Origin of the sequence: Parazoarcus communis (genome assembly GCF_003111665.1) — a bacterium.
GTDB classification, from domain to species: Bacteria; Pseudomonadota; Gammaproteobacteria; order Burkholderiales; family Rhodocyclaceae; genus Parazoarcus; species Parazoarcus communis_B.
Map to the genome: position 1 here is coordinate 3,025,944 of NZ_CP022188.1, position 22,364 is coordinate 3,048,307.

Consider the following 22,364-nt stretch of genomic DNA (forward strand, 5'->3'; position numbering starts at 1 on the left):
CTTGGGCACTGGCGGCAAACACGGCTTACGACAAGGTCGCATTGCCTGCTTCCTGCGGAAGCCCGGAGCGCACGACACGGTTCTTGCCACTCTGCTTGGCTTCGTACATGGCCGCATCGGCGCGCGCCAGCACGACATCGATCGTTTCGTCGTGTGCACGTGGCGTCACGCCGGCACTGAACGTAATGACGACCCGCTGTTCGCCGGACATGAAGAATACCCGGGTGAGCTCGCGCTGCAGGCGCACCAGTGTCTGATCGGCCTGCTCAAGAGTGGTCTCGGGGAGGATGATGACGAACTCCTCGCCACCATAGCGGGCGAGCGTGTCCTGCGGACGGAGGTTGTCGCGCACCACTCGCGACAGATGCACGAGGGCATCGTCACCCGTCTGGTGGCCGAGCGTGTCGTTGAGCTTCTTGAAGTTGTCGATGTCGAGCAGCGCGACGCACAGCGGGATGTCGTGCCGTTGTGCCCGTGCCGCCTCACGAATGAAGACTTCTTCCAGTCCGCGCCGGTTGAGGCTGCCGGTGAGCTGGTCGTGGCGCACCAGGTGGCTGGCTTCTTCCAGTTCCTTGTGCAGGCTGTCGATCCGCTTCTCTGCATCAAGGGCACGCTGCCTGGCGGCTGAAAGATCATCACGCGAGCGTTCGGCCTGAATCTGGATGCTACGGGTTTCGGTCATGACCTCGTCGAGCAGGTGGCCAATCTCGGAGATGTCGCGTGCGGCGGCGATCTTCCGTGCGCAGCTTCCCATGCGGTCGTGGTAGCTCCCGGTCGACTCGGCGAAGCTGGCAAGCTGATCCACGAATCCGGCAAGCATCTCCTTGAGCATGAGCTGAGCTTGCGAGAGGTTGTGCTTGAGCTGGCTCTGCTTGTAGATCACTTCCTTCAGACGCCGGCTCGCGTCGTCGATCAGGCGGGGAGTCGCGGGTTTGTCGACAATGTCGCGCAGCATCTCGATCTGACCGCCGAGCCACTGGTCGTCGATGACCAGTTCGTCGATGTTCTCCAGCAGGAGCTTGAGCAGATCGAGCAAGCCGGCACGGATCTCGGAATCGTCCGCAGCCGTCATTTCGAGGCGATGCGCGAACTTGCGCAGCTGTTTGCCGACGACGGCAAGCGCGTGCGTATCGGTGGCGCTTCGGGTCGCGTTCGCGATGAGCCTGGCGTCGCTGATCAGTTCGGGATGGTCGGTGAGAAAAGCTGGCAGCACCGATTCCATGGTCAATGCGAGGAGTTCGCGCAGGGCGCGGATGAGCTCGGTGGCATCGGCGTCCGCGGTGACCAGCGTGTCGGACGAGGAGGGCGTCGATGCCGTCGATGCCTGCGGCGTCTGTTCGGGCAGCTCGGGAGTTTCGCCGGGCGCGGGACGTTCGGGATCGACCGGTGCCTGGCCCCATGCCCGCAACAGCGCCTGAAGGCGTGTGTGCAACGTATTGGGATCACTCGCACCGAGCACGCGTTCGAGCGATTCGCGTTTGCGGGCCGAGGTCCATCCGAGCTGTCTGCCCTCCCATTGGCGCAGCAAAGTGGCGATGAGCTCATTCCATGCCTGCGGCTTCTCCGCACTCAGGCATGCCAGATACTGGTCAAGCGCGCGCTCGGCAGCGCCTGTGTCGGTTTCGTTCAGTGCCTGGTCGAGCTGTCGCGCGAGGCGCTGTCGCTCTGCCGTGTCGCGCGGCAGCTGCTGGGCGATACGGCGCACGAAGCGCTCGGGAACCGGTGCGGCGGCAGGCTTGGTGCCGGCGATCTCGTGATACAGGCGCAGGTAGTTCTCCGGCGTCGGCGGGGTGCGTCGCATCGCGAGCTGGCGCAGTGTCTCGCGCGCAATCTCGGAGGGGTTTGTGGGTTCTGCCATATGGCTCTGAAGTGAGGTGCGGAGTGAGCGCGTATCAGGCCGAGTTCACGACCCGGTTCTTGCCCGCACGTTTTGCGGCATACATGGCCTTGTCGGCGCGTTCGATCGCATTCATGGGGTCTTCGGTGTCGCCAAGACAGGCGATGCCGGCGCTGAAGGTGATCAGCAGATGCTGATGCTGCGCGAGGAAATAGCGGCGCGTGAGCTCGCGCTGGAGTCGAACGAGGATGATCTGGGCCTGATCAGGCTCCGTTTCCGGCAGCAGGATGAGAAACTCCTCGCCGCCATAGCGCGCAATCGAATCCTGAGGGCGCAGCGTTTCCTTCACTACGCGGGCGAGGTGTCGGAGCGCATTGTCGCCCACCACATGGCCGTGTGCGTCATTGATCTGCTTGAAGTTGTCGACGTCCAGCAGTGCAATACTCAGCGACGTGCCGGAACGGCGCATGCGTGCAATTTCGCGCTCGAGGGCTTCATCCAGGCCCTTGCGGTTGAGTGCGCCGGTCAGCGGATCGTGGCGGACAAGCTCGCTGGTTTCGTCGAGTTCGCGCTGCAGCTGGACGATCTGCTGATTTGCCGACTCGACCTGTTCGCGCAGGCGCGAGAGCTCTTCGCCCGAGCGGTGTGCGGACTGTTGCGTGGTCTGCGTTTCGCGCAGCACTTCCTCGACGACGTCCGAAAGCTCCTTGATGTCGTGCGCTTCGCTGATTCGGCGCGCGCTTTCGGTCAGCACAACCTCATAGTGCTCGGTGGACGTGGAGAAGGCCGACAACTGGTCGATGAAGCCGGCCAGCATCGACTTGAGCTTTTGCTGCGCGTCAGTCAGCTGGTGTTTCAGCTGGCTTTGCTTGTCGATGACCTTGCGCAGCCTGCGCTCGACCTCGTCGAGCAGTCGCAGGTCCAGGGGCTGCTCGAAAGTGTCCGCAATCAAGGTCAGTTGCCCGTGCAGCCAGCTGTCGTCGACGATCAGTTCGCGGACGTTGTCGACGATCAGCCTGAGCAGATTGAGCAGCGCCTCGCGTATTTCCCGCTGTTCATCACCGCTCCACGCGGCTCGGGCAATCAGGCGGTCGAGGCGCGCTGCAAGCTCGGCGACCTGTTCGGGGCTTTTCGGCGCCACGACCTGGGCGGCGATGGCGTTGGCTTCGGAAGCGAGTTCCTCGTCGTTTGCGAGCGGGGCAATGCAACCCGTCAGGAGCTTGGCGAGCAGCGGCCCGAGTACGTCTGCGGAGGCCGCAGGCGCGTTATCCCTGGGTGGCATGGCAGCATGCTGTTCGCTGCCGGTCTGTTCGTTCCAGCTCCGCACAAGGGCGTGAAGCCGCAGGTGAAGCTGGTCGGGGTCGGCACAGGCAGCCAGCACATGTTCGAGCGAGTCGCGCTTGCGACCCGGGGTGATGTTCTGGTGATGCCGCTCAAGTTCGCGGACGAGATCCCGGATCAGCGGTGTCCATGGCTTGGGCTCGCTCGCCTGCATTCCGCTGATGGTGAGCATCGACTGGCGCAGGACGGACCACTGCCCGCTGGCGACGGCTTTTTCGAAGACCCGGGCAAGGCGCAAGGCCTGCGGCGTGGATCGCGGCAGGGCTTCTGCAATGGCTTTCAGTGTTCTTGCCGGAAAGGCATCCTCAGCCGCGGTGCCGGCGATCTGAAAGTACAGTTCGCGGAAGTTGTCAGGCGTCGGCGGGATCTTTTGCGTCGCCAGTCGCAACAGGGCTTCCCGTGCAATCTCGGACGGGGTTGGCGCGTGAGCGCCTCCCGCCTTCCCGTGGCTGCGGGCAGTCGAAGCTCGATCGTCCGTATTCGGTTGCGCGGCGGGCTGCCCTGCTTGCGTCATTCAGTTGATCCGTATGGTGTCGGATAGCGGGGGTAAATCGATTTGCGGTTGGCGGTTCGCGACGATTATGCCTTTGTCTCGTTCGGATAACCACTGTCCTGCAAAGCCATCACGACCGGTGGGGTCGCCCGGACGGGGCGTGTCTGCGATCATGCCGCAGCGCGCGGGCGGTCGTTTCTGTTTCGCCGCATTTCCCGGCCGTCATTGTGGCGTGCTTTGCGGGGTTGGCATCGGAAGGCGCCGTTCTTGGCGTCAGCCTCCGACTCACGGTGCGGCTTTCGACCACTCGGCGATGCACTGCGCCAGGGCGGGCAGGCCTTCGCGGATCGCAACCGGCCCGGGAGACAGAATGACTGCGGATTTTATCTCGTGAATCCGTCCGTTGCGCACGGCAGGCACGTTCGCCCAGCCAGGGCGGGCCGCGACTTTCTCCGGGCGAAAGCGCTTCCCGCACCATGAGCCGATGATGATGTCGGGTGCCCTGCGGGCCGCCTCCATCGGATCGGCGAGAATGCGGTCCCGAGCGGCGGGGCAGGCAGCCAGTTCGCCAAATACATCATCCCCGCCGGCAATGTCGATCAGCTCTGATACCCAGCGAATGCCGGAAATGGCCGGGTCGTCCCATTCCTCGAAGTACACCCGCGGGCGTCGCGCGTTGGCGGCGGCCCGTTTGCGGGTGCTCTCGATCAGCCCCTCGAGCTCTTCAACCAGTGCGCTGGCCCGGCCTGTTGCACCCACCAGCCGGCCCACGGTTTCGATCATTGCGAGAATGTCATCGACGCTGCGCTGGTTGAATACATGCACCGGCACGCCCGCCCTGACCAGCGCACTCGCGATGTCCGCCTGCAGATCGGAAAAGCACAGCACGAGGTCTGGTGAGACCGCCAGAATCCGTTCGAGGTCACCGCTGGTGAAGGCAAATACCTTGGGTTTCTCCTTTCGTGCCTGGGGCGGGATGACGGTGTAGCCGGAAATGCCGACGATGCGGTCGGCTTCGCCGAGGGCGTACAGGACTTCTACCGTCTCTGTGCTCAGGCACACGATTCGCGCAGGCAATCTGCTCATGGGGCTCCGGGGGCTTTCGTGGTCGGTGCGGTATTGTGGGGCATCGGCAACCATGTTTCATGCATGACGGGCTTGCCCGGGCCAGAGCGTGATCAGAAGGCGAGCGACAATTCATGGAGCCGGCTGTTTCCGCGCAGGGCTGGCCGGCGGCGGCGCTGTGCTGCTGCGATACAATCCGCGCAAACGACGCCACATGAGCCTTTCCGACGAAATGAACAATCACGCACTGGACGTGGTGATCCTCACCGAGGACCGCTATCTCAAGCTCGATACATCCGAATGGTATGAGGCGCAGATCGCGACCGAGGACGGGCTTGTCGCGCAGGCGCTCGCCGCACGCGGACTGACGGTCGGGCGCGTGAGCTGGTCCGATCCCGCCTTTTGCTGGCGCGACACCCGCGCCGCGCTGTTTCGCAGCACGTGGGACTACTTTCACCGCTTTGCCGAGTTTTCGCCGTGGCTCGACGCCGCCGCGACGCAAACCAGGCTCCTGAACCCCGCGGAGCTGGTGCGCTGGAATCTGGACAAGCGCTATCTGCGAGACCTGTCCCGTGCAGGCGTGAGCGTGGTCCCGACCCGCTATGCGGATGTCGGCGAGCAGCACACGCTTGCGGCGATCATGGACGCAGAAGGCTGGGACGAGGTCGTGTTCAAGCCCGTGGTGTCGGGTGCGGCGCGGCTGACCTATCGTGTCGGTCGCGATACCCTGGAGGCACATGAAGCGGTGTTTGCACGATGCCTGGCTGCTGAAGCGATGATGGTGCAGCGCTTTGAGCCTGCCGTGCTGGGCGAGGGCGAGCTGTCGCTGATCGTGATCGAGGGACGCACCACCCACGCCATCCGCAAGACGGCCGCAGCCGGAGATTTCAGGGTTCAGGACGATCACGGCGGCACCGTGCATGCGCATCAACCGCGTGCCGAAGAGCGTGCCTTTGCCGAGGCCGCAATCGCCGCGTGTCCGAGTCTGCCACTCTATGCGCGGGTCGATTTCGTGCGTGCGGGTGACGGTGGTTTCCGTCTGATGGAGCTCGAACTGGTCGAGCCTGAGCTGTTCTTCCGCTTCCACCCGCCCGCAGCCGACGCGCTCGCCGATGCCTTGGCGCAGCGCCTTAAGTCGGGGGACTGACATCAAGGGTCTGATTGTCCTGTCCGATGGTGCGGGGCGGCAGATTATTTCCGTCAGCGGACGAACAGGGGAAACTGTTTCGATGTTGCCCGTCTGTGCGCAGAATATCTTCCTCCTGGTGGTCTATCGTTGAGCTCGGGGCACGATCCTGCGATCATGCGGGCATTGCGCCGCAGGTCGCGCAGTGTCCTATGCGCATCGAGCCGGCGCCCCAAACAGGAGAGTGACGTGATGAAGAGAAGCTTGCTGCTGGCGGCTCTGCTGCTGGCCAGCCACACCGTGATGGCCAAGGACTGGGACCAGATCCGCTTCGCCACCGAGGGCGCCTACCCTCCGTTCAACACCACTGCGCCGGACGGCTCCGTACAAGGCTTCGACGTCGACATCGCCAACGCGCTGTGCGCCGAGATGAAGGCAAAATGCACCTGGGTGAAGCAGGAGTGGGACGGCATGATCCCCGCGCTCATGAGCCGAAAGTTCGATGCGATCTCGGCCTCGATGTCGATCACCGCGGAGCGCAAGAAGAAGGTCGATTTCACCGACAAGTATTACGCCACACCGCTCGCGCTGGTGGCGAAGAAGGGCTCGGCCCTGAAACCGGATCTGGACAGCCTCAAGGGTAAGCGCATCGGTGTGCAGCGCGGCACCGTCGCCGACAATTTCGCCGGTCGCTTCTGGGCCGACCACGGCGTGGACCTGGTGCGCTATGCCAAGCAGGAAGAGGTCTACCTCGACCTCGGCGCGGGACGCATCGACGCGACTTGGGTGGACGCGCTGGAGGCCGACGGCGGCTTCCTCACCAAACCCGCCGGGGCGGAATACGATTTCGCCGGCAGCCAGGTCTTCGGGCGTAACGCCGAAGAGAAGGCGGTCATCGGCGAAGGCGTTGGCATTGCCATCCGCAAGCGCGATTCCGATCTGCGCGACAAGCTCAACACGGCGCTGAAGGCGATCCGGGCCAACGGCACCTACGAAGAGATCCGCAAGAAGTATTTCCCGCACGACATCTATGGCGAGTAAGGCGTCCTTGTCCCGACTTCATTGATGCTGCACGGCTACTCTTCCTCGCTGCTCGACGGTGCCTGGCTCACACTGCAGGTTGCCGTGCTGTCGCTCGTGCTGGCGCTGGTGCTCGGGCTTGCGGGGGCGTCTGCCAAGCTGTCCCGGATCAGGATGCTGCGCGCGCCGGCCGTGCTGTACACGACGGTGGTGCGGGGCATTCCCGATCTGGTGATGATGTTGCTGGTGTTCTATGGCGGGCAGATCGGGATCAACCAGATTACCGACTGGCTGGGCTGGGACTACGTTGACGTCAACCCGTTTGCAGCCGGGGTAGCCACCCTCGGCTTCATCTTCGGCGCCTATTTCACCGAGACCTTTCGCGGTGCCTTTCTTGCGGTGCCGGCGGGTCAGCTCGAGGCCGGCTACGCGTACGGGATGAGCCGCTGGCAGGTGTTCAGGCGCATCCTGTTTCCGCAGATGCTGCGCCACGCGCTGCCCGGCCTCGGCAACAACTGGCAGGTCATGCAGAAGAGCACCGCGCTGGTGTCGATCATCGGCCTCTCGGATCTCACCTGGCTCGCCGATCAGGCTGGCCGCAGCACGCAGCAACCCTTCCTGTTCTATGCGGTGGTGTGTGTCTTCTACCTGGCGATGACAGCGGCCTCGGGCGTGCTCTTCCGTTCGCTCGAACGGCGTTACAGCGTTGGCGTGAGGCGGGTGGCGGCATGATCGAATGGGCTGTCATCACGGAGAATCTGCCGGAGTACGGTGCGGGCCTGTGGCTCACGCTGCAACTCACGGTGCTCTCGCTTGTGGCCGGCCTGCTGCTGGCCATCCCGCTGGCGGTATTGCGCACCTCGGGTCCGTCTGTCGTTTCCCGCCTGGTGTGGGCCTACAGCTATTTCTTCCGCGGCACGCCGATGCTGGTGCAGCTCCTGCTGATCTACTACGGCCTCGGCCAGTTCGAATGGGTTCAGGCGCGCTGGGCCGAGGGGAACGCCTTCTGGCTGATATTCCGCGAGCCCTATGGTTGCGCGCTGGTGACATTCACGCTCAACACCTGTGCCTACACCACCGAGATTCTCGCGGGTGCGCTGCGTGCCACCCCGCACGGCGAGATCGAGGCGGCACAGGCCTGCGGCATGAGCCGGCTGACGATGATTCGCCGCATTCTCGTTCCGGGCGCCTTGCGCCGGGCGATACCGGCCTACAGCAACGAGGCCATCTTCATGCTGCACGGCACGGCCATCGCTTCCACCATCACCCTGGTCGACCTCACCGGCGCGGCGCGTAACGCCTATTCGCAGCACTTCGCCCCCTTCGAGGCCTTCATCTTCGCCGGCGTGGTCTACATGTGCGTGACCTTCGCCCTCGTCGGCCTGTTCCGGCTTGCCGAGCGGCGCTGGCTGGGTCATCTGCAGCCGCGCAAGGCCGGGTCGGTCAAGGCCTGATCGACGCCTTTATTCAGGACGCATTTCATGACCCAGCTTTCGGTCGAAGACCTTCACAAGCGTTACGGCGACCACGAGGTGCTCAAGGGCGTATCGCTCGACACCGAGGCGGGCGATGTCGTGAGCATCATCGGCTCCTCCGGCTCGGGCAAGAGCACCTTCCTGCGCTGCATCAACTTCCTCGAACAGCCTGACGCCGGGCGCATCACCGTCGGCGGCGAGGAGATCCGTCTGGTGCCCGACCGCAACGGTCACCTCAAGGTGGCTGACGCCAGACAGCTGCAGCGCCTGCGCACGCGGCTGGCGATGGTGTTCCAGCATTTCAACCTGTGGGCGCACATGACGGTGCTCGAGAATGTCACCGAAGCCCCGGTGCATGTCCTCGGCCTCACCCGGGCCGAAGCGCGCGAGCGCGCCGAAGCCTATCTGGAGAAGGTCGGTATTGCCCGCTTCAGGGACAGCTATCCGGCCCATCTGTCGGGCGGTCAGCAGCAACGCGTGGCGATTGCCCGTGCACTGGCCATGGAGCCCGCCGTGCTGCTGTTCGACGAGCCCACCTCGGCGCTCGATCCCGAACTCGTGGGCGAGGTGCTGAAGGTCATGCGCGGCCTTGCCGAAGAAGGTCGCACGATGGTGGTGGTGACCCACGAAATGGGGTTTGCGCGCGAGGTTTCGAGCAAGGTGATGTTCCTGCATCAGGGGCTCGCCGAAGAGTACGGCCCGCCGTCCGAGGTGTTCGACAACACGCGCAGCGAACGCCTGCGTCAGTTCCTGTCGGGCAATCTCAAGTAGGGCGTCAGCGCGCGCTGTTTCAGGCTGGCTTGCCGCGGGCAGGTTTGCGCTTCTTCTCGCGTTCGCCGCGGGCAGGGCCCTTGGGCGCCGGGTTGCGGCTGCTGTCTGCCTGATCCAGCCAGAGCAGGGCGTCGACGTAGGACATGAACTGTTTGAGGTAGTCCGGTGCGATGTCGCGCATCAGGGTGAGCGACTGCAGCACGAGGAAATGCGAGTTCAGCGGGCCGGCGTTCTCGGGCGCCTGCGCCAGCGAGTGCGACAGCTGCTTGTCGACGCTGAGTTTCGACCAGGTGCTGCGGAAGTAGCGCATCGACTTCAGTTCGCCTTGCGCGTTGGTCGCTGCCGGGTTGCCAGGCACGAGGTCGCTGGTCTGCCCGCCTGCAGCTTGCGCACCGATATGGTCGAGGAGGGCTGTCAGCGGCCCCGCGATGTCCGTTGTCTGCAGGCTTGCGAGCGCACGATGCAGGCCCGCGAAGTCGCCGGTGTCGGCGTGCTGTTGCAATGCATCGGCGTCCTGCGGAAACGCCTCCATGCCACGGGTGAGGGCGTCCTGCGCCGACAGGCTGGCACGCTCGAAGCGTTCGCCGAATGCGGACACAATCTCCGTCAGCCTGCGCTCAAGGATGCGACGGGGGGCGCCGCGATGGTCTGCCATCCGTCGCGCCATGGCCTCGATGAAGCGCCAGCCGACGGGGTCGAAGCCCTCCGCGCCGCGCGCACGCAAGGCGTCGATCATCGCGTCGGGGGCGATGTGACCTGGCAGCTTGCCTGCCGCGGTACCGGATTGCCCGGCGTCACCCATTGGGCGCGGTGCTCCCTGTGGTGCGCGCTTTAGCCGACTTCGGCACCGGCGCCATCTCCACCCGCCGGTTCTGTGAGCGGCCCTCGGGGTCGGCGTTGGAGGCAACCGGCTGCTCCGGGCCGAAGGCCGCGGCGAAGATTGCCGAGGACGGAAGGCCCTCGTCGATCAGCGCGCGCGTCACCGTCAACGCGCGCTGGGCCGAGAGCTCGAGGTTATCTGCAAACTGGCGATTGCTCTCGCGCACCGGTTGGTCGTCGGTGAAGCCGCTCACCATCAGCATTTCGTCGCGGACACCGAGGTAGGCCGCAAGCGGGGGAGCGAGACTCTTGAGCAGCTGGCGTCCTTCCGGCTGCAGTTCATCGGAGTTCAGCGCAAACAGCACACTGCCGCTGATGCCGATGCGTCCGTTGTTGAGGGTGACCCGGCCGGCAGCCAGCGGGACGGCCAGCGCTTGTTCCAGCGCTTCGCGGCGCTGCTCTTCGATCTGGCGTTTCTGCACTTCGGTTTCCAGGCTGCTCATCAGCTCGAGCTGCACGCCGAGCACCCCGACCAGGATCAGCACGAAGGCACCCAGCAGGCCCGACATCAGGTCGCCGAAGACGGCCCAGACCGGCGCGGACTGCTCGATGCCGGCGTCGATATCGTCCATCGTCAGCCCTCTCCTGCGAGCGAGGGCTGCTTGCCGGACAGCTGTTGCAGGTCGTCGACGATCTGCTTCTGCGACATGATGCTCAGGTCGATGATCTCCCGCGCCTGGGCGACATAATAGGCAAGCTGCTCGTCGCTTCGGACCACGGACTTGTTGAGCGAGCCCTCGATGCGCTGCAGCGTCGTCATCAGCTTGTCGTTGGATTCGCTGAACAGCTGGACGGCGAGCCCGAAGGCTTCGCTCAGGCTTGCGACCTCGACCGCACCGCCGGTGATCTGGCTGGCCACCTCGCCCATCTTCGCGGACTCCGTCTCGATGCTTTCGGTGAGCCGGGCGCCGACGCGCTCCAGCATGGCGGCGGACGTGCCCACCAGGGCGTCGATCGCGGTGCGCTGTTCGGTGGAGGCGTGGTTGATGGCGTCAAGCAGGCCGCCCAGGGTTTCCATGATGCGGCTGCGTTCGGCCAGCAGCGCGTTGTCGCGCGCCATGCTGGCGGAGAGTTCCTGTCGCAGTTCGCCGATGACTTCGGCGGCGACGCGCGGGGCTTCCGCCGCGGTGTGCATCAGGCGCGCGACTTCATCGATGGTGCCGGTCGCCTGCGCTTTTGCTTCGGCGCTGATGTCGCGCGCGGTTTCGCCCAGGGTGTTGCAGATCTGTTCCTGCTGGGCAAGCGTCCGCTCGCCTGCCTGCCGCCATTCCTGCTGCAGCGCGGCCGTCATGGCCTCCATCGCGCGCGTCTGAGCTGCCAGCCGGGCATCGTCTTTTGCGGCCAGATCCGCCTGCAGTGCCGAGGCGCTTTCGCCGAGTGAGGCGAGCAGGGTGGCCGAGCGACTGGCGAAGGTGTCGGCGAAGGCCTCCAGCGCGGTGTGCATCGTTGCAGTGAGCTTCTCGCTGGCGTCTTCATGGCGCGAGAGTGCCGTCGTCCAGGTGTCGGCCACGGTCGCCACGGTGGCGTCGAACCGGCTCGAGAGTCCGTCGAGCTGGGTCTCGACTGCGGCGGCCAGTCGGGCGTGCAGGGCGCCTGTTTCCTGTGCCATCGCGGCCGTCGTGGTGGCGAGCTCGCTGCGCAGCCCGGTGTGGGCCTGTTCCACCGATTCGAGCATGGCGCCCGAGCGCTGGGCGAAGGTGTCGGTATAGGCTGTCAGCGCCTGTTGCAGGCTGGCGCTGAAGCGCTCGCTGCTGCGTTCATGCTGGGCCAGTGCCGCCGTCCAGGTATCGGTCACGGTGCTCACCGTGGTGTCGAAACGCGCTGAAATGCCCTCCAGCTGCGTCCTGACCGCTTCGGCCACGCGTTCCTGCAGCGCGCTCGTTTCGCGCGCGATGCCGTCCATCGTTGCGGTGACGACCGGCTGGATGGTCTCGCCTGCAAGCCGGGCGCTCTCGGTCAGGCTGTGCTTGAGCGAGGTATCGACCGATGCGGCCAGGTCCGTGTACATGCCCTTGGTCTCGCTGTGGAAGCGGGTCTGCACGGCGAGCAGACGTTCGTTCGACGCGCTGCTGTTGCGCTCCATCTGCGTCATCATCGCCTGCAGCTTGTCTACAAGTTCAGGCAGAACCTCGGCCTGGCGTTGCATGGCCTTGAAGGTTTCCTGACGCTGGTGGGTGAGGGAGAAACCGCGCAGGACGGTGGCAATTCGGGTGTCGAGTAGTTGCGCCGCGTTCAGGCGCGCGCGCCGGCACAGCGCGGAGATCAGGCCCAGCATGGCCGACGCCGCGACACCGGCAACCGAGGTGCCGAACGCGATGCCGAGCCCCTTGACCGGCGCGGCGAGGGCGCTGCGGATGGTGTGCAGGTCGGTCGTGCTTTCGAGTGCGATCACCGCGCCATTGAGGGTGACCACCATGCCGAGAAAGGTGCCGAGCATGCCCAGCAGGACGAGCAGACCCACCAGATAGGGGGCGATGGCCGGGCCGGGCATGCCGGCGCGCTCGCCTTCGATGCGCAGGCGCACCGGATTGCGCAGGGCGGCAGGCAGGCGGCCGATCCATTCATCGGGATGCGAGAGGTCCCCGGGTATGGCGTTCAATGCCTGTGTCAGCGCGGTCGTGGCGCGATGGAAGCGAAACAGCTCCAGGGCGCCAATCGCGTAGACAACACCGATCAGGGCCGTCATGGTCAGCGCCAGGGGACTGGAGCCGATGTAACCGGCGCCGACCCAGGACACGGCGAGCAGGCCCACGACAAAGGCCGCCACGCAGATGGTTCTATTCATTGCTATCCCGTTACTTCGTTATGGAGTGCCTCGATCAGGCCGGCAACCGGCTGCAGTCGAGTGTCCAGTTCTGCCAGCAGTACGGTCTGCATTTCCCTGCAGAACACCGCAAGCCACCCGCCGGGTTCCATCCAGCGCGAGGGGTCGTCCTCCGCCTGCGCTTCGACTTGTGCCGCCTGATGGGCCGCGTACAAGTGCTCGAAGCGCTTTGCCAGCAGGGAGGTCACTGTCGACAGCAGGGTGCGTTCGCGCGTCGCCAGCGCCTGGTCGAGCACCGCATCCAGTGCGGCAAGGTGCTGGAGCGCGGGCGAGTGGCGCGACAGTGCCGCCCGCGCGCTGGTGCGCAAAGGAGCAATGCCTGCCTGCATGTCGCGCTGGTGCGCGAGGTAGTAGCGCCTGTAGGGCGAAAACTCGGCCGCGCTTTCCACCGGTGCATTTGGCACCGGGGTCGGCAATTCTATGCGAGCCTTGCCCGGCCTGAACACGCCATCGGCGACAATCGAATCTGCCAGCGCGGCGCGTACGCGGTCGAACTCCTCCCGCAGCGCTGCATACTCAGGCGACGCCGTGGCCGACCCTTGCACCGCGGCCCCCGATGTTCCCGGATTGAGCACCGAGTACAGGGGAAGCGCGTCCTTGAAGTCCAGCCACTGGCCGACTCGTTCGGCGAAGGACTGCCGGGACTCCGGAACGTCCTCTGCGGCCAGGTCCGCAAGCGCACGAACCAGCCCTGAGCGAGTGAAACTTGTACGCGGCAACGCTTGCGTCATACCGGAAACCGACGCCAGACTGGCGAAAAAGGGGCAAGGCTACTACAAAGCGGCAGGCAGGTGAGTGCCGGGTGCGACGCACTTGCGACAGGTAACATCTCGCAAGCCCGGGTGCGCGGGCGTTGCGGGGGGGTCAGCGCGTTCGCATCAACCGGCTGCCATCGCGCGGTATCGGCGCGACATGCTCATGCAGGCTGTCGTGCCTCGCTGCGCTGGCGCAGGGCCAGCCACACCAGGGCCGCGCCGGTCAGTGCCACCGGAATCAGCGAGCCGACGTTCAGCAGGGTCCAGCCCTGCGTGGTGACCAGCGCGCCCGAGGCGAAGGAGGTCAGCGCCATCGTTGCGAACACGGCAAAGTTGATCGCGGCCTGTGCCCGGTCTTTCTCCTCGGGGCGGTAGGCCTGCATTGCCAGGGTTGTGCTGCCGGTAAACAGAAAGTTCCATCCCACGCCGAGCATGAACAGGCCGATGAGGAACTGATGCAGATCCTGGCCGGACAGTGCGACGGCGATACACGCTGCATTGAGCAGCACGCCCACCCCCATGATCTGCAGCACGCCAAAGCGCTTGATCAGGTGGCCGGTGAAAAAGCCGGGCGCGAACATGCCGATGACGTGCCATTCCAGCACCAGTGCCGCATCCGAGAACGGCATGCCGCACACGTCCATGGCCAGCGGCGTCGCCGCCATCAGCAGGTTCATCACCCCATATCCGAGCGCTGCGCCGATCGTCGATACGATGAACACCGGCTGGCGGATGATCTCGCGCAGCGGACGCCCCTGGTCGCTGCCGGCGACCTTCACCGGCTCTGCCGGAAACCGGATTCGGGACATCACCGCCATGGAGATCACCGCGACAACCGCCAGTGCGAGGTAGGAGCCGAGAAAAGGCGTGTCCATGGTTTCACGTGTCTGACTGGCCAGATTGGGCCCGGCCACCGCACCGATCAGCCCGCCTGCCAGCACGAGCGACACGGCTTTCTCGCGAAACGACGGCGGCGCCAGTTCGGCGGCGGCAAAGCGGTAGAGCTGGCCATTGGCGCTGTAATAGCCGGCAATCACCGTTCCCGCCACCAGCAGCCAGAAACTGCGCATGTACAAGGCCACGGCGCACAGCAGCACGGTGAACAGGGCCACCACCAGTCCGAGCTGGAACGATGCCTTGCGCCCCCAGCGCCGCTGGCTGCGCGCGACCAGCCCGGTCGACAGCGCAGCACCAACCACATAGCCCATCACCGGCAGTGTCGCCATCCACGCCAGCGGTGCCAGCGTCAGGCCAACCAGGCCGTTAATGGCAATGAAGACCACGTTGTTGGTCAGGAACAGGCCCTGGGCGATGGCCAGCAGCCAGAGATTCTTCTTCATCAGGAAACACTGTTGGAGATGCGGAAGCCGCGACTCTACCTCTTTATGGGCAACATGAGCGTCGCGGTGACGGTGGAGGCCTGCTGGTCTGCGTCAGGGGCTGAGTCGGGAATTGAGTCAGCCCAAGGCGGCCGCGTGTGCGTAGATCACGCTATTCCGCGTGTATTGCCTGCGCCTTGAGGCTCAGCACGGCGAATGCCGGCCGGTGGTCCGACCCGATGTTTGGACCGACGCCAGACTCGACGACCTGCCAGGCATCGTTGATCAGGATGTGGTCGATCGGTATCACCGGGAGTATTGCAGGCCATGTTGGCCGCAGCCCTGTTGCACGCAGCAGCCCGGCGGGTGCGACCGAAGCCAATGCAGAGGACCACGGCGTTGAATTGAGATCGCCCGCGACAATGCTCGGGGCTGAGACAAGCTGCGACCACTGGGCTTCTTCTGTCAGCATCTCCACGCGCCGCTGATGGTAGGTCGGATTGATGGGCGGCATGGGATGGATGGCCGAAATCCCGATGCGATGGCCCTGCCAGGAGATGAAGCTGCGATAGCGCAGCGGTTGCTGCAGGGATTCCAGCGCCTCGCTGCCCGTCAGCGGGGTTCGGGAGAGGATGGCGAGCCCGAACGGACCCTCGTCCGCCGTGACCAGCTGGTGCGGATAGTCCTGCCATTGAGCGATCCGCCGCGCGGCCTCCTTGCTGACCTCCTGCAGCACGACCAGGTCGGCGCCGAGGCCGCCGATCCAGTGAGCCAGGTCATCGAGACTGGCCTGTCCGAGCTCGAGGTTTGCGGTGGCAATCGTCAGGGCCGGACCTGAGCCGGGCGTTGCGCTGTCGGCGCGTGTGGTCGCGCCAGACCATCCGATGCCGATCAGTCCGCTCGCCAGCAATACGAGCACGGCCGGTCGCCTTCGCAGCAGGATGGCCGCACAAACGCCTCCCGCGACGACATACAGCCATTGCCAGTGGGCAATGAGATCGACAAGCCATGCGAAGGTGCCGGACTCATCGGAGAGCAATCGGGTCAGCGGAGCGGATAGCGCCCCCACGCTGCTCGCACCCAGTCCGAATGCAGCGGCGTCGAATCGCATCCGCATGCTGGCGCGAAGCCCGTGTCCGAGCCTGTTCAGTAGCGCAGCCGTCATCGTGAGTTCGTCATGGTGAGGTCGTCATCGTGATTCTGTCATTGTGAATCGTCAGCGCTGGCGGGCAGGCCGCTGGGTTGGCGCCGCGAGCGTGTCCATCTCCCATGCGGCAGCGACAAGCGCCGGCAGGATCTTGCCGGCAGCGCCGACGATGTTCCATGTTGCGTGTCCATCGAGATTCGTCGGCTGGGGATTGATCTGGACGAGCTGTGACCCATGCGCCTTGGCTAGGTGGGGCAGGCCGGCGGCGGGGTAGACGAGTGACGATGTCCCGACGCTGATCAACAGGTCGCAATTCTCTGCGGCCTCTTGGGCCTGATAGAAAGCGCCCTCGGGCAGCGACTCGCCAAACCAGACCACGCCAGGCCTGATCAGCCCGCGACAGCGGGTGCAGCGCGGTGGCGGAAGGCGCCGTCCGCCTTCGGGTTCGTTCGGCATTTCGTCGGGAAATGCATGCGATCGACCACATGTGGCGCAGCGGGGCTGATGAAGGCTGCCGTGCAGGTGAATCACCGTGTCGCTGCCCGCGCGCTCGTGCAGGTCATCCACGTTCTGCGTCACCAGGGTGAGTTGCGGCAGATGATCCGACATCCCGGCAATCGCCAGGTGTGCGGGATTCGGCTGTGCCTGCAGTGCGCGCATCCGCCGCCATTCGTACCAGCCCCACACCAGCTCAGGGTCGCGCTCGAACGCTTCGGGCGTGGCGAGTTCTGCGGGATCGAATCTGGACCAGAGCCCCGTCATCGCATCGCGAAAAGTGGGGACACCACTCTCCGCGGAAACGCCCGCACCGGAGAGGACGACGACGTGTTTTGCCTCACGCAGCGCGGCCAAGAGCGCGGCCGGAAAGGCGTGCGCTGGGCTGTTGTCGATACCGGGCGTCGAGGAAAGGTGATTCACGCCATGCTCCGCTGTTTGCGAAGACGAATTCTGACATTCGTTGTGGGTACATGACACCCGTCTGCGTGAAAATCGGGACGCCATTGGTGGTGCGCCCCGTTCCTGAGCTTGGCGGGAGCCTGTGAGCCGCGGGGCGACGCGGGCGCGGTCACCCCAAAAGGGGGCGGGGTTTTCATCATGGCCGACTCCCGTCGAATGCAGAAGCCGCCGAGGATCGGCACAACGGAGAGGCCGATCGGCGCGTATCGGGCTAACATGAAAGACCCACTGTTTTCGTGATCGCCGCTCTTGCCTTGTCTGCAGTCGACACACCCTGTTTCGCTGCGGGGCATGCGATTCGAGAGAATCGAAGATCGCACAGAAAGGAGAAATCGAAATGGCCACCGAGAAGCCGGGCGTTCACGCCCATGACGAGGACGTCCTCGCACCGGGAGATCAGCGCAACCCCGAGTACAAGGAGCGTCCGCCGGTTTCGAACCATCCGCTGAACGGACTGCGCCTGGCGGGCCTGCTGGCCGGGCCGATCGTCGCCATCCTGCTGCTGCTCGCGCCGGAGCCCGAAGGCATGCCGACCGAGGCATGGCGCCTGGTGGCGATGGCGGTGTGGATGGTGATCTGGTGGCTCAGCGAGTCGGTACCGATCCCGGCGACTGCGCTGCTCCCCATCGTGCTGATGCCACTGCTTGGCATCGACAAGATCGGCCCGGTGGCAGCCAATTACGGACACCCCCTGATTTACCTGTTCCTGGGCGGCTTCCTGCTCGCCGCGGGGATGCAGCGGGTGGGTCTGCACCGCAGGATCGCGCTGAGGATCGTCGGCGTGGTCGGCTCGTCGCCTTCGCGAATCATCCTGGGCTTCATGATCGCGACGGCGTTTCTTTCGATGTGGATCTCGAATACCGCGACCACCATCATGATGTATGCAGTGGGCCTCTCGGTGATCGATTTCGTCGCCCGCAAGACCGACGATGAGGCCATGGTCCGCAACTTCGGCGTCGCGCTGATGCTCGCCATCGCCTACAGCGCCTCCATCGGCGGGGTGGGCACGCTGATCGGCACGCCCCCCAACGCGCTGCTGGCGAGCTTTCTGCAGAACACGTACAAGATCGAGATCAGCTTCTTCAGCTGGATGCTGATTGGTGTGCCAGTCGTGGCGGTGATGTTGCCGTTTGCGTGGCTCATCCTGACCCGTCTGCTGTTTCCCGCTCACCGTATCGCCATCGATGACCCCGGAAGCGTGGTCGAGAGGGAACTCGCTGCGCTGGGCAGCATGTCGCGCGGCGAAAAGCTCGTAGGCATTGTCTTCCTGGGCGCGGCGGCCAGCTGGATACTCCGCGGCCCGCTGGCAAAGCTGACCGGCCTGCCCTTGGACGACACGATCATCGCGCTCACCGCCGCGCTGCTGCTCTTTGCGGTGCCGATTTCGCGCGCGCGCGGCGAGTTTGCGCTCGACTGGGAGGCGGCGCGAAACGTGCCCTGGGGCGTCCTGCTGCTGTTCGGCGGCGGACTGGCCCTGGCCAGCGGATTCGGCTCCACCGGGCTGGCAAAGTGGATCGGCGGTGCGGTGGCGGGGGTCGAGATCAGCACGATCATGCTCGTCCTGCTGGTAACCGTGGCCATCGTGTATCTGACTGAGATCACCTCCAATACCGCGTCTACGGCGACCTTCCTCCCGATCCTCGGCGCGGTGGCGGTGGGGCTCGGGCTCGATCCCCGGATCCTCACCGTTCCGGTTGCGCTGGCGGCGTCGATGGCCTTCATGATGCCGGTTGCCACACCGCCCAATGCGATCGTGTTCTCCTACGAGAAAATGAAGCTGAGCGATATGGTGCGGGCGGGCTTCCTGCTGAACCTGGTGGCCATCGCTGCGTCTTTCGGGCTCTTCGTTCTGCTGGGCGGCTTCGTTTTCGGCCTGAAGTTCTGATCGTTGCTGCCGCTGCCGCGCTCGCGCAGGTTTTGCTGCGCTGCCGAACTTCCTTGGCGCCCCGGAGTCATCCCACTTCAACGGCAACAAGGGTCGCCTCATGATTCGTCTGAACCGGCTCAGCATGCACTACGCGCTGGGCAGCACGCGCATCGACATTCTTCGCGATGTCGATCTGCACATCCGTGCCGGTGAGCGGGTCGCGATCGCAGGTCCGTCCGGCACCGGCAAGACGTCGTTGCTGCTCCTGCTCGCCGGGTTGGAGCGACCGGCTTCGGGCTCGGTGGTTTTCGACGGTCGATCGCTCGACGGTCTCGATCGCGATCAGCTCGCCGACCTGCGCCGGGATCACCTGGGTATCGTGTTCCAGTCCTTCCATCTGGTGCCCAGCCTCACGGCGCTCGAAAACGCCGCCCTGCCGCTGGAGATCGCCGGGCGGCGCGACGCACGCGAGCGTGCGCGGGCGATGCTCGACAAGGTCGGCCTGGGTGAGCGGCTGGACCACTACCCGGGACAGCTCTCCGGTGGCGAGCAGCAGCGGGTGGCCATCGCCCGCGCCCTGGTGCATGAACCCAAGCTGGTGCTGGCAGACGAGCCGACGGGCAATCTCGATGGCCGCACCGGGGCGGACATTGGCGAGCTGCTCCTCAATCTGAACGCCGAAACCAACACCACGCTGGTGCTGGTAACCCACGACATGGGCTTTGCCGCCCGTTGCGACCGCCTGCTGCGACTTTCCGGCGGCCGCCTCAGCGAGGGCAGCGCGGCCCCGGAGACCGGCGATGCGCAGCCTGCTTAGTCTTGCCTGGCGTGATCTGCGCGGCGGCGGGCGCACGCTGTGGGTGTTCTGCGCCTGCCTGAGCCTGGGCGTGGCCTTGATTGCGGCCAGCGGCGGCCTGTACCGGCAGGTCAGCGAGAGCCTTCTTGCCGACACGCGGGCGCTGTTTGGGGGGGACCTCGAGGTGCGTGTGCGCGCCCCACTCGACGACGACATGCTCGAATGGATGCGGGCGCGCGGGGCGGTCTCGCGCCTGATCGAATTCCGCACCATGCTGATCACCGGGAATGGCGACGCCCAACTCGTCGAGCTGCAGAGCGTCGATGATGCCTACCCCTTGTACGGCACGCTGCGCTTCGCGCCCGAGCGTTCGCTGGAGGAGGCGACTGCTGAACGCGACGGGCACCACGGCGTGGTGCTCGACCGTGTGCTGGCGGACCGGCTTGGCCTGGCGCCGGGAGACCGGATCGAGCTCGGCAATGCGAGCCTGGACGTGCGCGCCCTGATCGTGCGCCAGCCCGACCGCAGTCTGCGTGCGGACTGGAGCGGGCCGCCGGTGCTGATCTCGGCCGCAGCCCTGGATGCCACCGGTCTGCTGCAGCCTGGAAGCAGGCCCGCCTATCGCTACCGTGTGCGCACGGACGAGGTGCCGGATGCGTGGCGGATCGCTTTTCTCGACGCCTTCCCTGACAGTGAGGCTGAAGTGCGCACCTTCATCGAGCGCAATGCGCGCCTGGGCGAAGTTCTCGGTCAGATTGGTTCGGGCGTGCTGCTGATCGGCTTCAGCGCGCTGTTCATTGGTGGGCTGGGCGTGTTCAACAGCGTGCAGGCCTACCTGCAGGGCAAGCTCGGCACCCTGGCCACGCTGCGTGCGCTCGGCCTGCGCGATGGCCGGCTCGCGGCGGTCTATCTGCTGCAGGTCCTGATTCTGGGGGGCGCCTCTGCCGTGGTCGGGGCTCTGCTTGGCGGCGTCCTGGCGCTTGTCGGCACCGGCGTGGTGGCCGAGCGCCTGCCGCTGGCCGATGACTGGACCATGCTCATCGGTCCGTCGCTGATGGCCGTGCTGTTCGGTGTGGTCATCGCGCTGTTGTTCGCCTTGCCCGCGCTTGGGCGCGCGCTCACGGTGAATCCGGCTGCGCTCTTTCGCGGCGTACTCGGCGTGGTCACCCACACGCCTGCGCGCGCATGGTGGCTGACGGCAGGCTGTGCGCTGGTCGCCGCCGCGCTGCTGCTGGTGGCGATGCCCGACCCCTTGCTCGGCGTCGCCTTCATCGCTGCGCTGTTGCTGGTCCTGGCGCTGCTCGAGGGCGGGGTGCGTCTGCTGCGCACGCTCGCACGGCGCCTGGCCGGGCATCCGGCGCTGGCTGGCCGCTTTACGTTGCGCATCGCGCTGTCCGGCCTGTACCGGCCGGACTCTCCGCTTCGCCCCACGCTGCTGTCGCTGGGGTCGGCGCTGACCTTGCTCGTGGCCTCCACGCTGGTCGTCCATGCCTTGCTGCTGACCATCGAGGAGACCGTGCCCGAGCGGGCCCCGGCGCTGGTGTTCTACGACATCGGCGCGGCACAGAAGGACGAGTTCCGCGCGCTCGTCGAGGCCTCGCCCAGTCTGAGTCAGCTCGACCTCGCCCCGCTGGTGCTGGGTCGTCTGGCCGGCGTCGGCGACGAGGCGCTGCGCGACAGCACGGACGCCCGGCGCCGCCTCGAAGCCAGCGACGAGCAGAAGATGAGTACGCTGCAGAACAACTTCGACCAGGTCGTCGTCACGCGCGGCAACTGGTGGCCGAACGACTATCGCGGACCCGCTCTGGTCGCCATGGAGGACCGCGAGGCCGACCAGCTCGGGCTAAAGGTCGGCGACACGCTGCAATTCGACATCATGGGCGAGCGCGTGAGCGCGAAGCTGGCCGCGATCTATGCGCAGAAGCGCTTCCAGTCGCGCCTGTGGCTGGAGGCGATCTTCTCCGACGGCGTGCTGGACCCCTTCATCACGCGTTACGTGGGCATGGCCTACATGGACGCGGGCGAGGCGGTCGCCGCCCAGAACCGGATTGCCGCAGCGCAGCCGAACGTCGTTACGGTGCGCACCGCGATGCTGCTCGACGAGGCGCGCGCCATCCTCACCCGTGCCGCCGCGGCCCTGAGCGCGGTCGGCGGGGTCACCTTGCTGGCAAGCCTGCTGGTGCTGGTCAGCGTGGTTGCGGCGAGCCGTGTACGGCAGATCTACCTGGCGACCCTGCTGCATACCTTGGGCGCCCGCGTCGGCGCGATCCGTGCTGCGCTGCATCTGGAGTACCTGCTGCTGGCGCTCGTGACCACGGTGTTTGCGACCGCCGTCGGCAGTGCGTTGGCGGGGCTGTTGCTGCACTACCGACTGCAACTCGACACTGCGCTCGGCTGGTGGATCGGGGGCCTGGTGGCTGCTGTGGTCAGCACTGTCGCCCTGAGCCTGGGTGCGCATCACCTCATGCGGCAACTTCGTCTGTCGCCTGCGGTGCTCTTGCGCGGCTTCGGCGCGTAGGGGAGGGGGCTCGGTCGCGCTCGAAGGTGTCGGGCGCGGCAATCAAAGGTGGGCGCTGCGCGACACACCCGGACCCGACACGTCGGTCACCCCCTGCAGATGTCATCCCATGCTTTTCAACGCATTCCTTCGACAGCCGACGCTGTCCGGCGCCGCTGGCACGAACAAGGGATG

General features: G+C 65.6%; 18 protein-coding genes. 8 read left to right on the forward strand and 10 right to left on the reverse strand.

From position 1 onward, the window contains the following. Nucleotides 1–25 precede the first annotated feature (25 nt). From CEW87_RS13895 to CEW87_RS13905, 3 genes are all read right to left on the reverse strand, one after another. Nucleotides 26–1,858 carry a GGDEF domain-containing protein gene (locus tag CEW87_RS13895; RefSeq protein ID WP_108973867.1) on the reverse strand — a complete coding sequence of 611 codons (1,833 nt, stop codon included), beginning with the start codon at nucleotides 1,856–1,858 and terminating at the stop codon, nucleotides 26–28. Between the two features lie 34 nt (nucleotides 1,859–1,892). Further along, complete coding sequence (locus CEW87_RS13900; RefSeq protein ID WP_108973869.1) at nucleotides 1,893–3,692, reverse strand: sensor domain-containing diguanylate cyclase; 1,800 nt, start codon at nucleotides 3,690–3,692, stop codon at nucleotides 1,893–1,895. 264 nt (nucleotides 3,693–3,956) lie between these two features. Continuing rightward, entirely contained in the window at nucleotides 3,957–4,757 is an 801-nt protein-coding gene (locus CEW87_RS13905) for an ABC transporter substrate-binding protein (RefSeq protein WP_108973871.1), read from the reverse strand. 193 nt (nucleotides 4,758–4,950) lie between these two features. Between CEW87_RS13905 and CEW87_RS13910 the strand changes: the two genes are divergently transcribed. The 5 genes from CEW87_RS13910 (at nucleotide 4,951) to CEW87_RS13930 (ending at nucleotide 9,128) form a co-directional block, all read left to right on the forward strand. Then, on the forward strand, nucleotides 4,951–5,883 hold the full coding sequence (locus CEW87_RS13910; RefSeq protein ID WP_234421538.1) for an ATP-grasp domain-containing protein: 933 nt from the start codon (nucleotides 4,951–4,953) through the stop codon (nucleotides 5,881–5,883). A 231-nt stretch (nucleotides 5,884–6,114) separates the two neighbouring features. Continuing rightward, complete coding sequence (locus CEW87_RS13915; protein WP_108973875.1) at nucleotides 6,115–6,903, forward strand: ABC transporter substrate-binding protein; 789 nt, start codon at nucleotides 6,115–6,117, stop codon at nucleotides 6,901–6,903. Nucleotides 6,904–6,927: 24 nt separating this feature from the next. Next, nucleotides 6,928–7,614 carry an ABC transporter permease gene (locus CEW87_RS13920; protein ID WP_108973877.1) on the forward strand — a complete coding sequence of 229 codons (687 nt, stop codon included), beginning with the start codon at nucleotides 6,928–6,930 and terminating at the stop codon, nucleotides 7,612–7,614. Next, the gene (locus tag CEW87_RS13925) at nucleotides 7,611–8,336 is read left to right on the forward strand and encodes an ABC transporter permease (protein ID WP_108973879.1); all 726 of its coding nucleotides are present in this window, start codon (nucleotides 7,611–7,613) and stop codon (nucleotides 8,334–8,336) included. Before CEW87_RS13920 ends, CEW87_RS13925 begins: the two co-directional genes overlap by 4 nt. Nucleotides 8,337–8,363: 27 nt before the next feature. After that, nucleotides 8,364–9,128 (forward strand): ABC transporter ATP-binding protein, encoded by a 765-nt coding sequence (locus tag CEW87_RS13930; RefSeq protein ID WP_108973881.1) that lies wholly within the window; start codon nucleotides 8,364–8,366, stop codon nucleotides 9,126–9,128. 19 nt (nucleotides 9,129–9,147) lie between these two features. On the opposite strand, the gene CEW87_RS13935 is transcribed toward CEW87_RS13930, so the two are convergent. The 7 genes from CEW87_RS13935 to CEW87_RS13965 form a co-directional block, all read right to left on the reverse strand. Further along, nucleotides 9,148–9,930 carry a DUF2894 domain-containing protein gene (locus tag CEW87_RS13935; protein ID WP_108973883.1) on the reverse strand — a complete coding sequence of 261 codons (783 nt, stop codon included), beginning with the start codon at nucleotides 9,928–9,930 and terminating at the stop codon, nucleotides 9,148–9,150. Beyond that, nucleotides 9,923–10,579: an OmpA family protein gene (locus CEW87_RS13940; RefSeq protein WP_108973885.1), complete on the reverse strand. Its 657-nt coding sequence runs from the start codon at nucleotides 10,577–10,579 to the stop codon at nucleotides 9,923–9,925. The genes CEW87_RS13935 and CEW87_RS13940 overlap by 8 nt, the downstream gene beginning before the upstream one ends. A gap of 2 nt (nucleotides 10,580–10,581) precedes the next feature. Then, the gene (locus tag CEW87_RS13945) at nucleotides 10,582–12,792 is read right to left on the reverse strand and encodes a DUF802 domain-containing protein (RefSeq protein WP_108973887.1); all 2,211 of its coding nucleotides are present in this window, start codon (nucleotides 12,790–12,792) and stop codon (nucleotides 10,582–10,584) included. 2 nt (nucleotides 12,793–12,794) lie between these two features. Continuing rightward, nucleotides 12,795–13,562: a DUF3348 domain-containing protein gene (locus CEW87_RS13950; RefSeq protein WP_108973889.1), complete on the reverse strand. Its 768-nt coding sequence runs from the start codon at nucleotides 13,560–13,562 to the stop codon at nucleotides 12,795–12,797. A 185-nt stretch (nucleotides 13,563–13,747) separates the two neighbouring features. After that, a complete protein-coding gene (locus CEW87_RS13955; RefSeq protein WP_108973891.1) occupies nucleotides 13,748–14,926 on the reverse strand; it encodes an MFS transporter in 1,179 nt (392 codons plus the stop codon). Nucleotides 14,927–15,077: 151 nt separating this feature from the next. Next, a complete protein-coding gene (locus CEW87_RS13960) occupies nucleotides 15,078–16,070 on the reverse strand; it encodes an endonuclease/exonuclease/phosphatase family protein (RefSeq protein WP_108973893.1) in 993 nt (330 codons plus the stop codon). A 51-nt stretch (nucleotides 16,071–16,121) separates the two neighbouring features. Beyond that, nucleotides 16,122–16,970: an SIR2 family NAD-dependent protein deacylase gene (locus tag CEW87_RS13965; protein ID WP_269807780.1), complete on the reverse strand. Its 849-nt coding sequence runs from the start codon at nucleotides 16,968–16,970 to the stop codon at nucleotides 16,122–16,124. A gap of 376 nt (nucleotides 16,971–17,346) precedes the next feature. On the opposite strand from CEW87_RS13965, the gene CEW87_RS13970 reads away from it, so the two are divergent. The 3 genes from CEW87_RS13970 to CEW87_RS13980 all read left to right on the forward strand — a co-directional run bounded on the left by CEW87_RS13970 (nucleotide 17,347) and on the right by CEW87_RS13980 (nucleotide 22,190). Then, nucleotides 17,347–18,894, forward strand: a complete 1,548-nt coding sequence (locus CEW87_RS13970; RefSeq protein WP_108973897.1) for an SLC13 family permease — start codon at nucleotides 17,347–17,349, stop codon at nucleotides 18,892–18,894. Nucleotides 18,895–18,994: 100 nt separating this feature from the next. Continuing rightward, nucleotides 18,995–19,693 carry an ABC transporter ATP-binding protein gene (locus CEW87_RS13975; RefSeq protein WP_108973899.1) on the forward strand — a complete coding sequence of 233 codons (699 nt, stop codon included), beginning with the start codon at nucleotides 18,995–18,997 and terminating at the stop codon, nucleotides 19,691–19,693. Then, nucleotides 19,677–22,190 carry an ABC transporter permease gene (locus tag CEW87_RS13980; RefSeq protein ID WP_108973901.1) on the forward strand — a complete coding sequence of 838 codons (2,514 nt, stop codon included), beginning with the start codon at nucleotides 19,677–19,679 and terminating at the stop codon, nucleotides 22,188–22,190. The genes CEW87_RS13975 and CEW87_RS13980 overlap by 17 nt, the downstream gene beginning before the upstream one ends. Nucleotides 22,191–22,364 lie beyond the last annotated feature (174 nt).

Coding starts and splice junctions, on each gene's coding strand:
- CEW87_RS13955 (WP_108973891.1), bottom strand. CDS start 14,926: ATGAAGAAGAATCTCTGGCTGCTGGCCATCGCCCAGGGCCTGTTCCTG.
- CEW87_RS13910 (WP_234421538.1), top strand. CDS start 4,951: ATGAGCCTTTCCGACGAAATGAACAATCACGCACTGGACGTGGTGATC.
- CEW87_RS13960 (WP_108973893.1), bottom strand. CDS start 16,070: ATGACGGCTGCGCTACTGAACAGGCTCGGACACGGGCTTCGCGCCAGC.
- CEW87_RS13915 (WP_108973875.1), top strand. CDS start 6,115: ATGAAGAGAAGCTTGCTGCTGGCGGCTCTGCTGCTGGCCAGCCACACC.
- CEW87_RS13940 (WP_108973885.1), bottom strand. CDS start 10,579: ATGGACGATATCGACGCCGGCATCGAGCAGTCCGCGCCGGTCTGGGCC.
- CEW87_RS13945 (WP_108973887.1), bottom strand. CDS start 12,792: ATGAATAGAACCATCTGCGTGGCGGCCTTTGTCGTGGGCCTGCTCGCC.
- CEW87_RS13975 (WP_108973899.1), top strand. CDS start 18,995: ATGATTCGTCTGAACCGGCTCAGCATGCACTACGCGCTGGGCAGCACG.
- CEW87_RS13970 (WP_108973897.1), top strand. CDS start 17,347: ATGGCCACCGAGAAGCCGGGCGTTCACGCCCATGACGAGGACGTCCTC.
- CEW87_RS13895 (WP_108973867.1), bottom strand. CDS start 1,858: ATGGCAGAACCCACAAACCCCTCCGAGATTGCGCGCGAGACACTGCGC.
- CEW87_RS13950 (WP_108973889.1), bottom strand. CDS start 13,562: ATGACGCAAGCGTTGCCGCGTACAAGTTTCACTCGCTCAGGGCTGGTT.
- CEW87_RS13905 (WP_108973871.1), bottom strand. CDS start 4,757: ATGAGCAGATTGCCTGCGCGAATCGTGTGCCTGAGCACAGAGACGGTA.
- CEW87_RS13900 (WP_108973869.1), bottom strand. CDS start 3,692: ATGACGCAAGCAGGGCAGCCCGCCGCGCAACCGAATACGGACGATCGA.
- CEW87_RS13925 (WP_108973879.1), top strand. CDS start 7,611: ATGATCGAATGGGCTGTCATCACGGAGAATCTGCCGGAGTACGGTGCG.
- CEW87_RS13920 (WP_108973877.1), top strand. CDS start 6,928: ATGCTGCACGGCTACTCTTCCTCGCTGCTCGACGGTGCCTGGCTCACA.
- CEW87_RS13930 (WP_108973881.1), top strand. CDS start 8,364: ATGACCCAGCTTTCGGTCGAAGACCTTCACAAGCGTTACGGCGACCAC.
- CEW87_RS13935 (WP_108973883.1), bottom strand. CDS start 9,930: ATGGGTGACGCCGGGCAATCCGGTACCGCGGCAGGCAAGCTGCCAGGT.
- CEW87_RS13980 (WP_108973901.1), top strand. CDS start 19,677: ATGCGCAGCCTGCTTAGTCTTGCCTGGCGTGATCTGCGCGGCGGCGGG.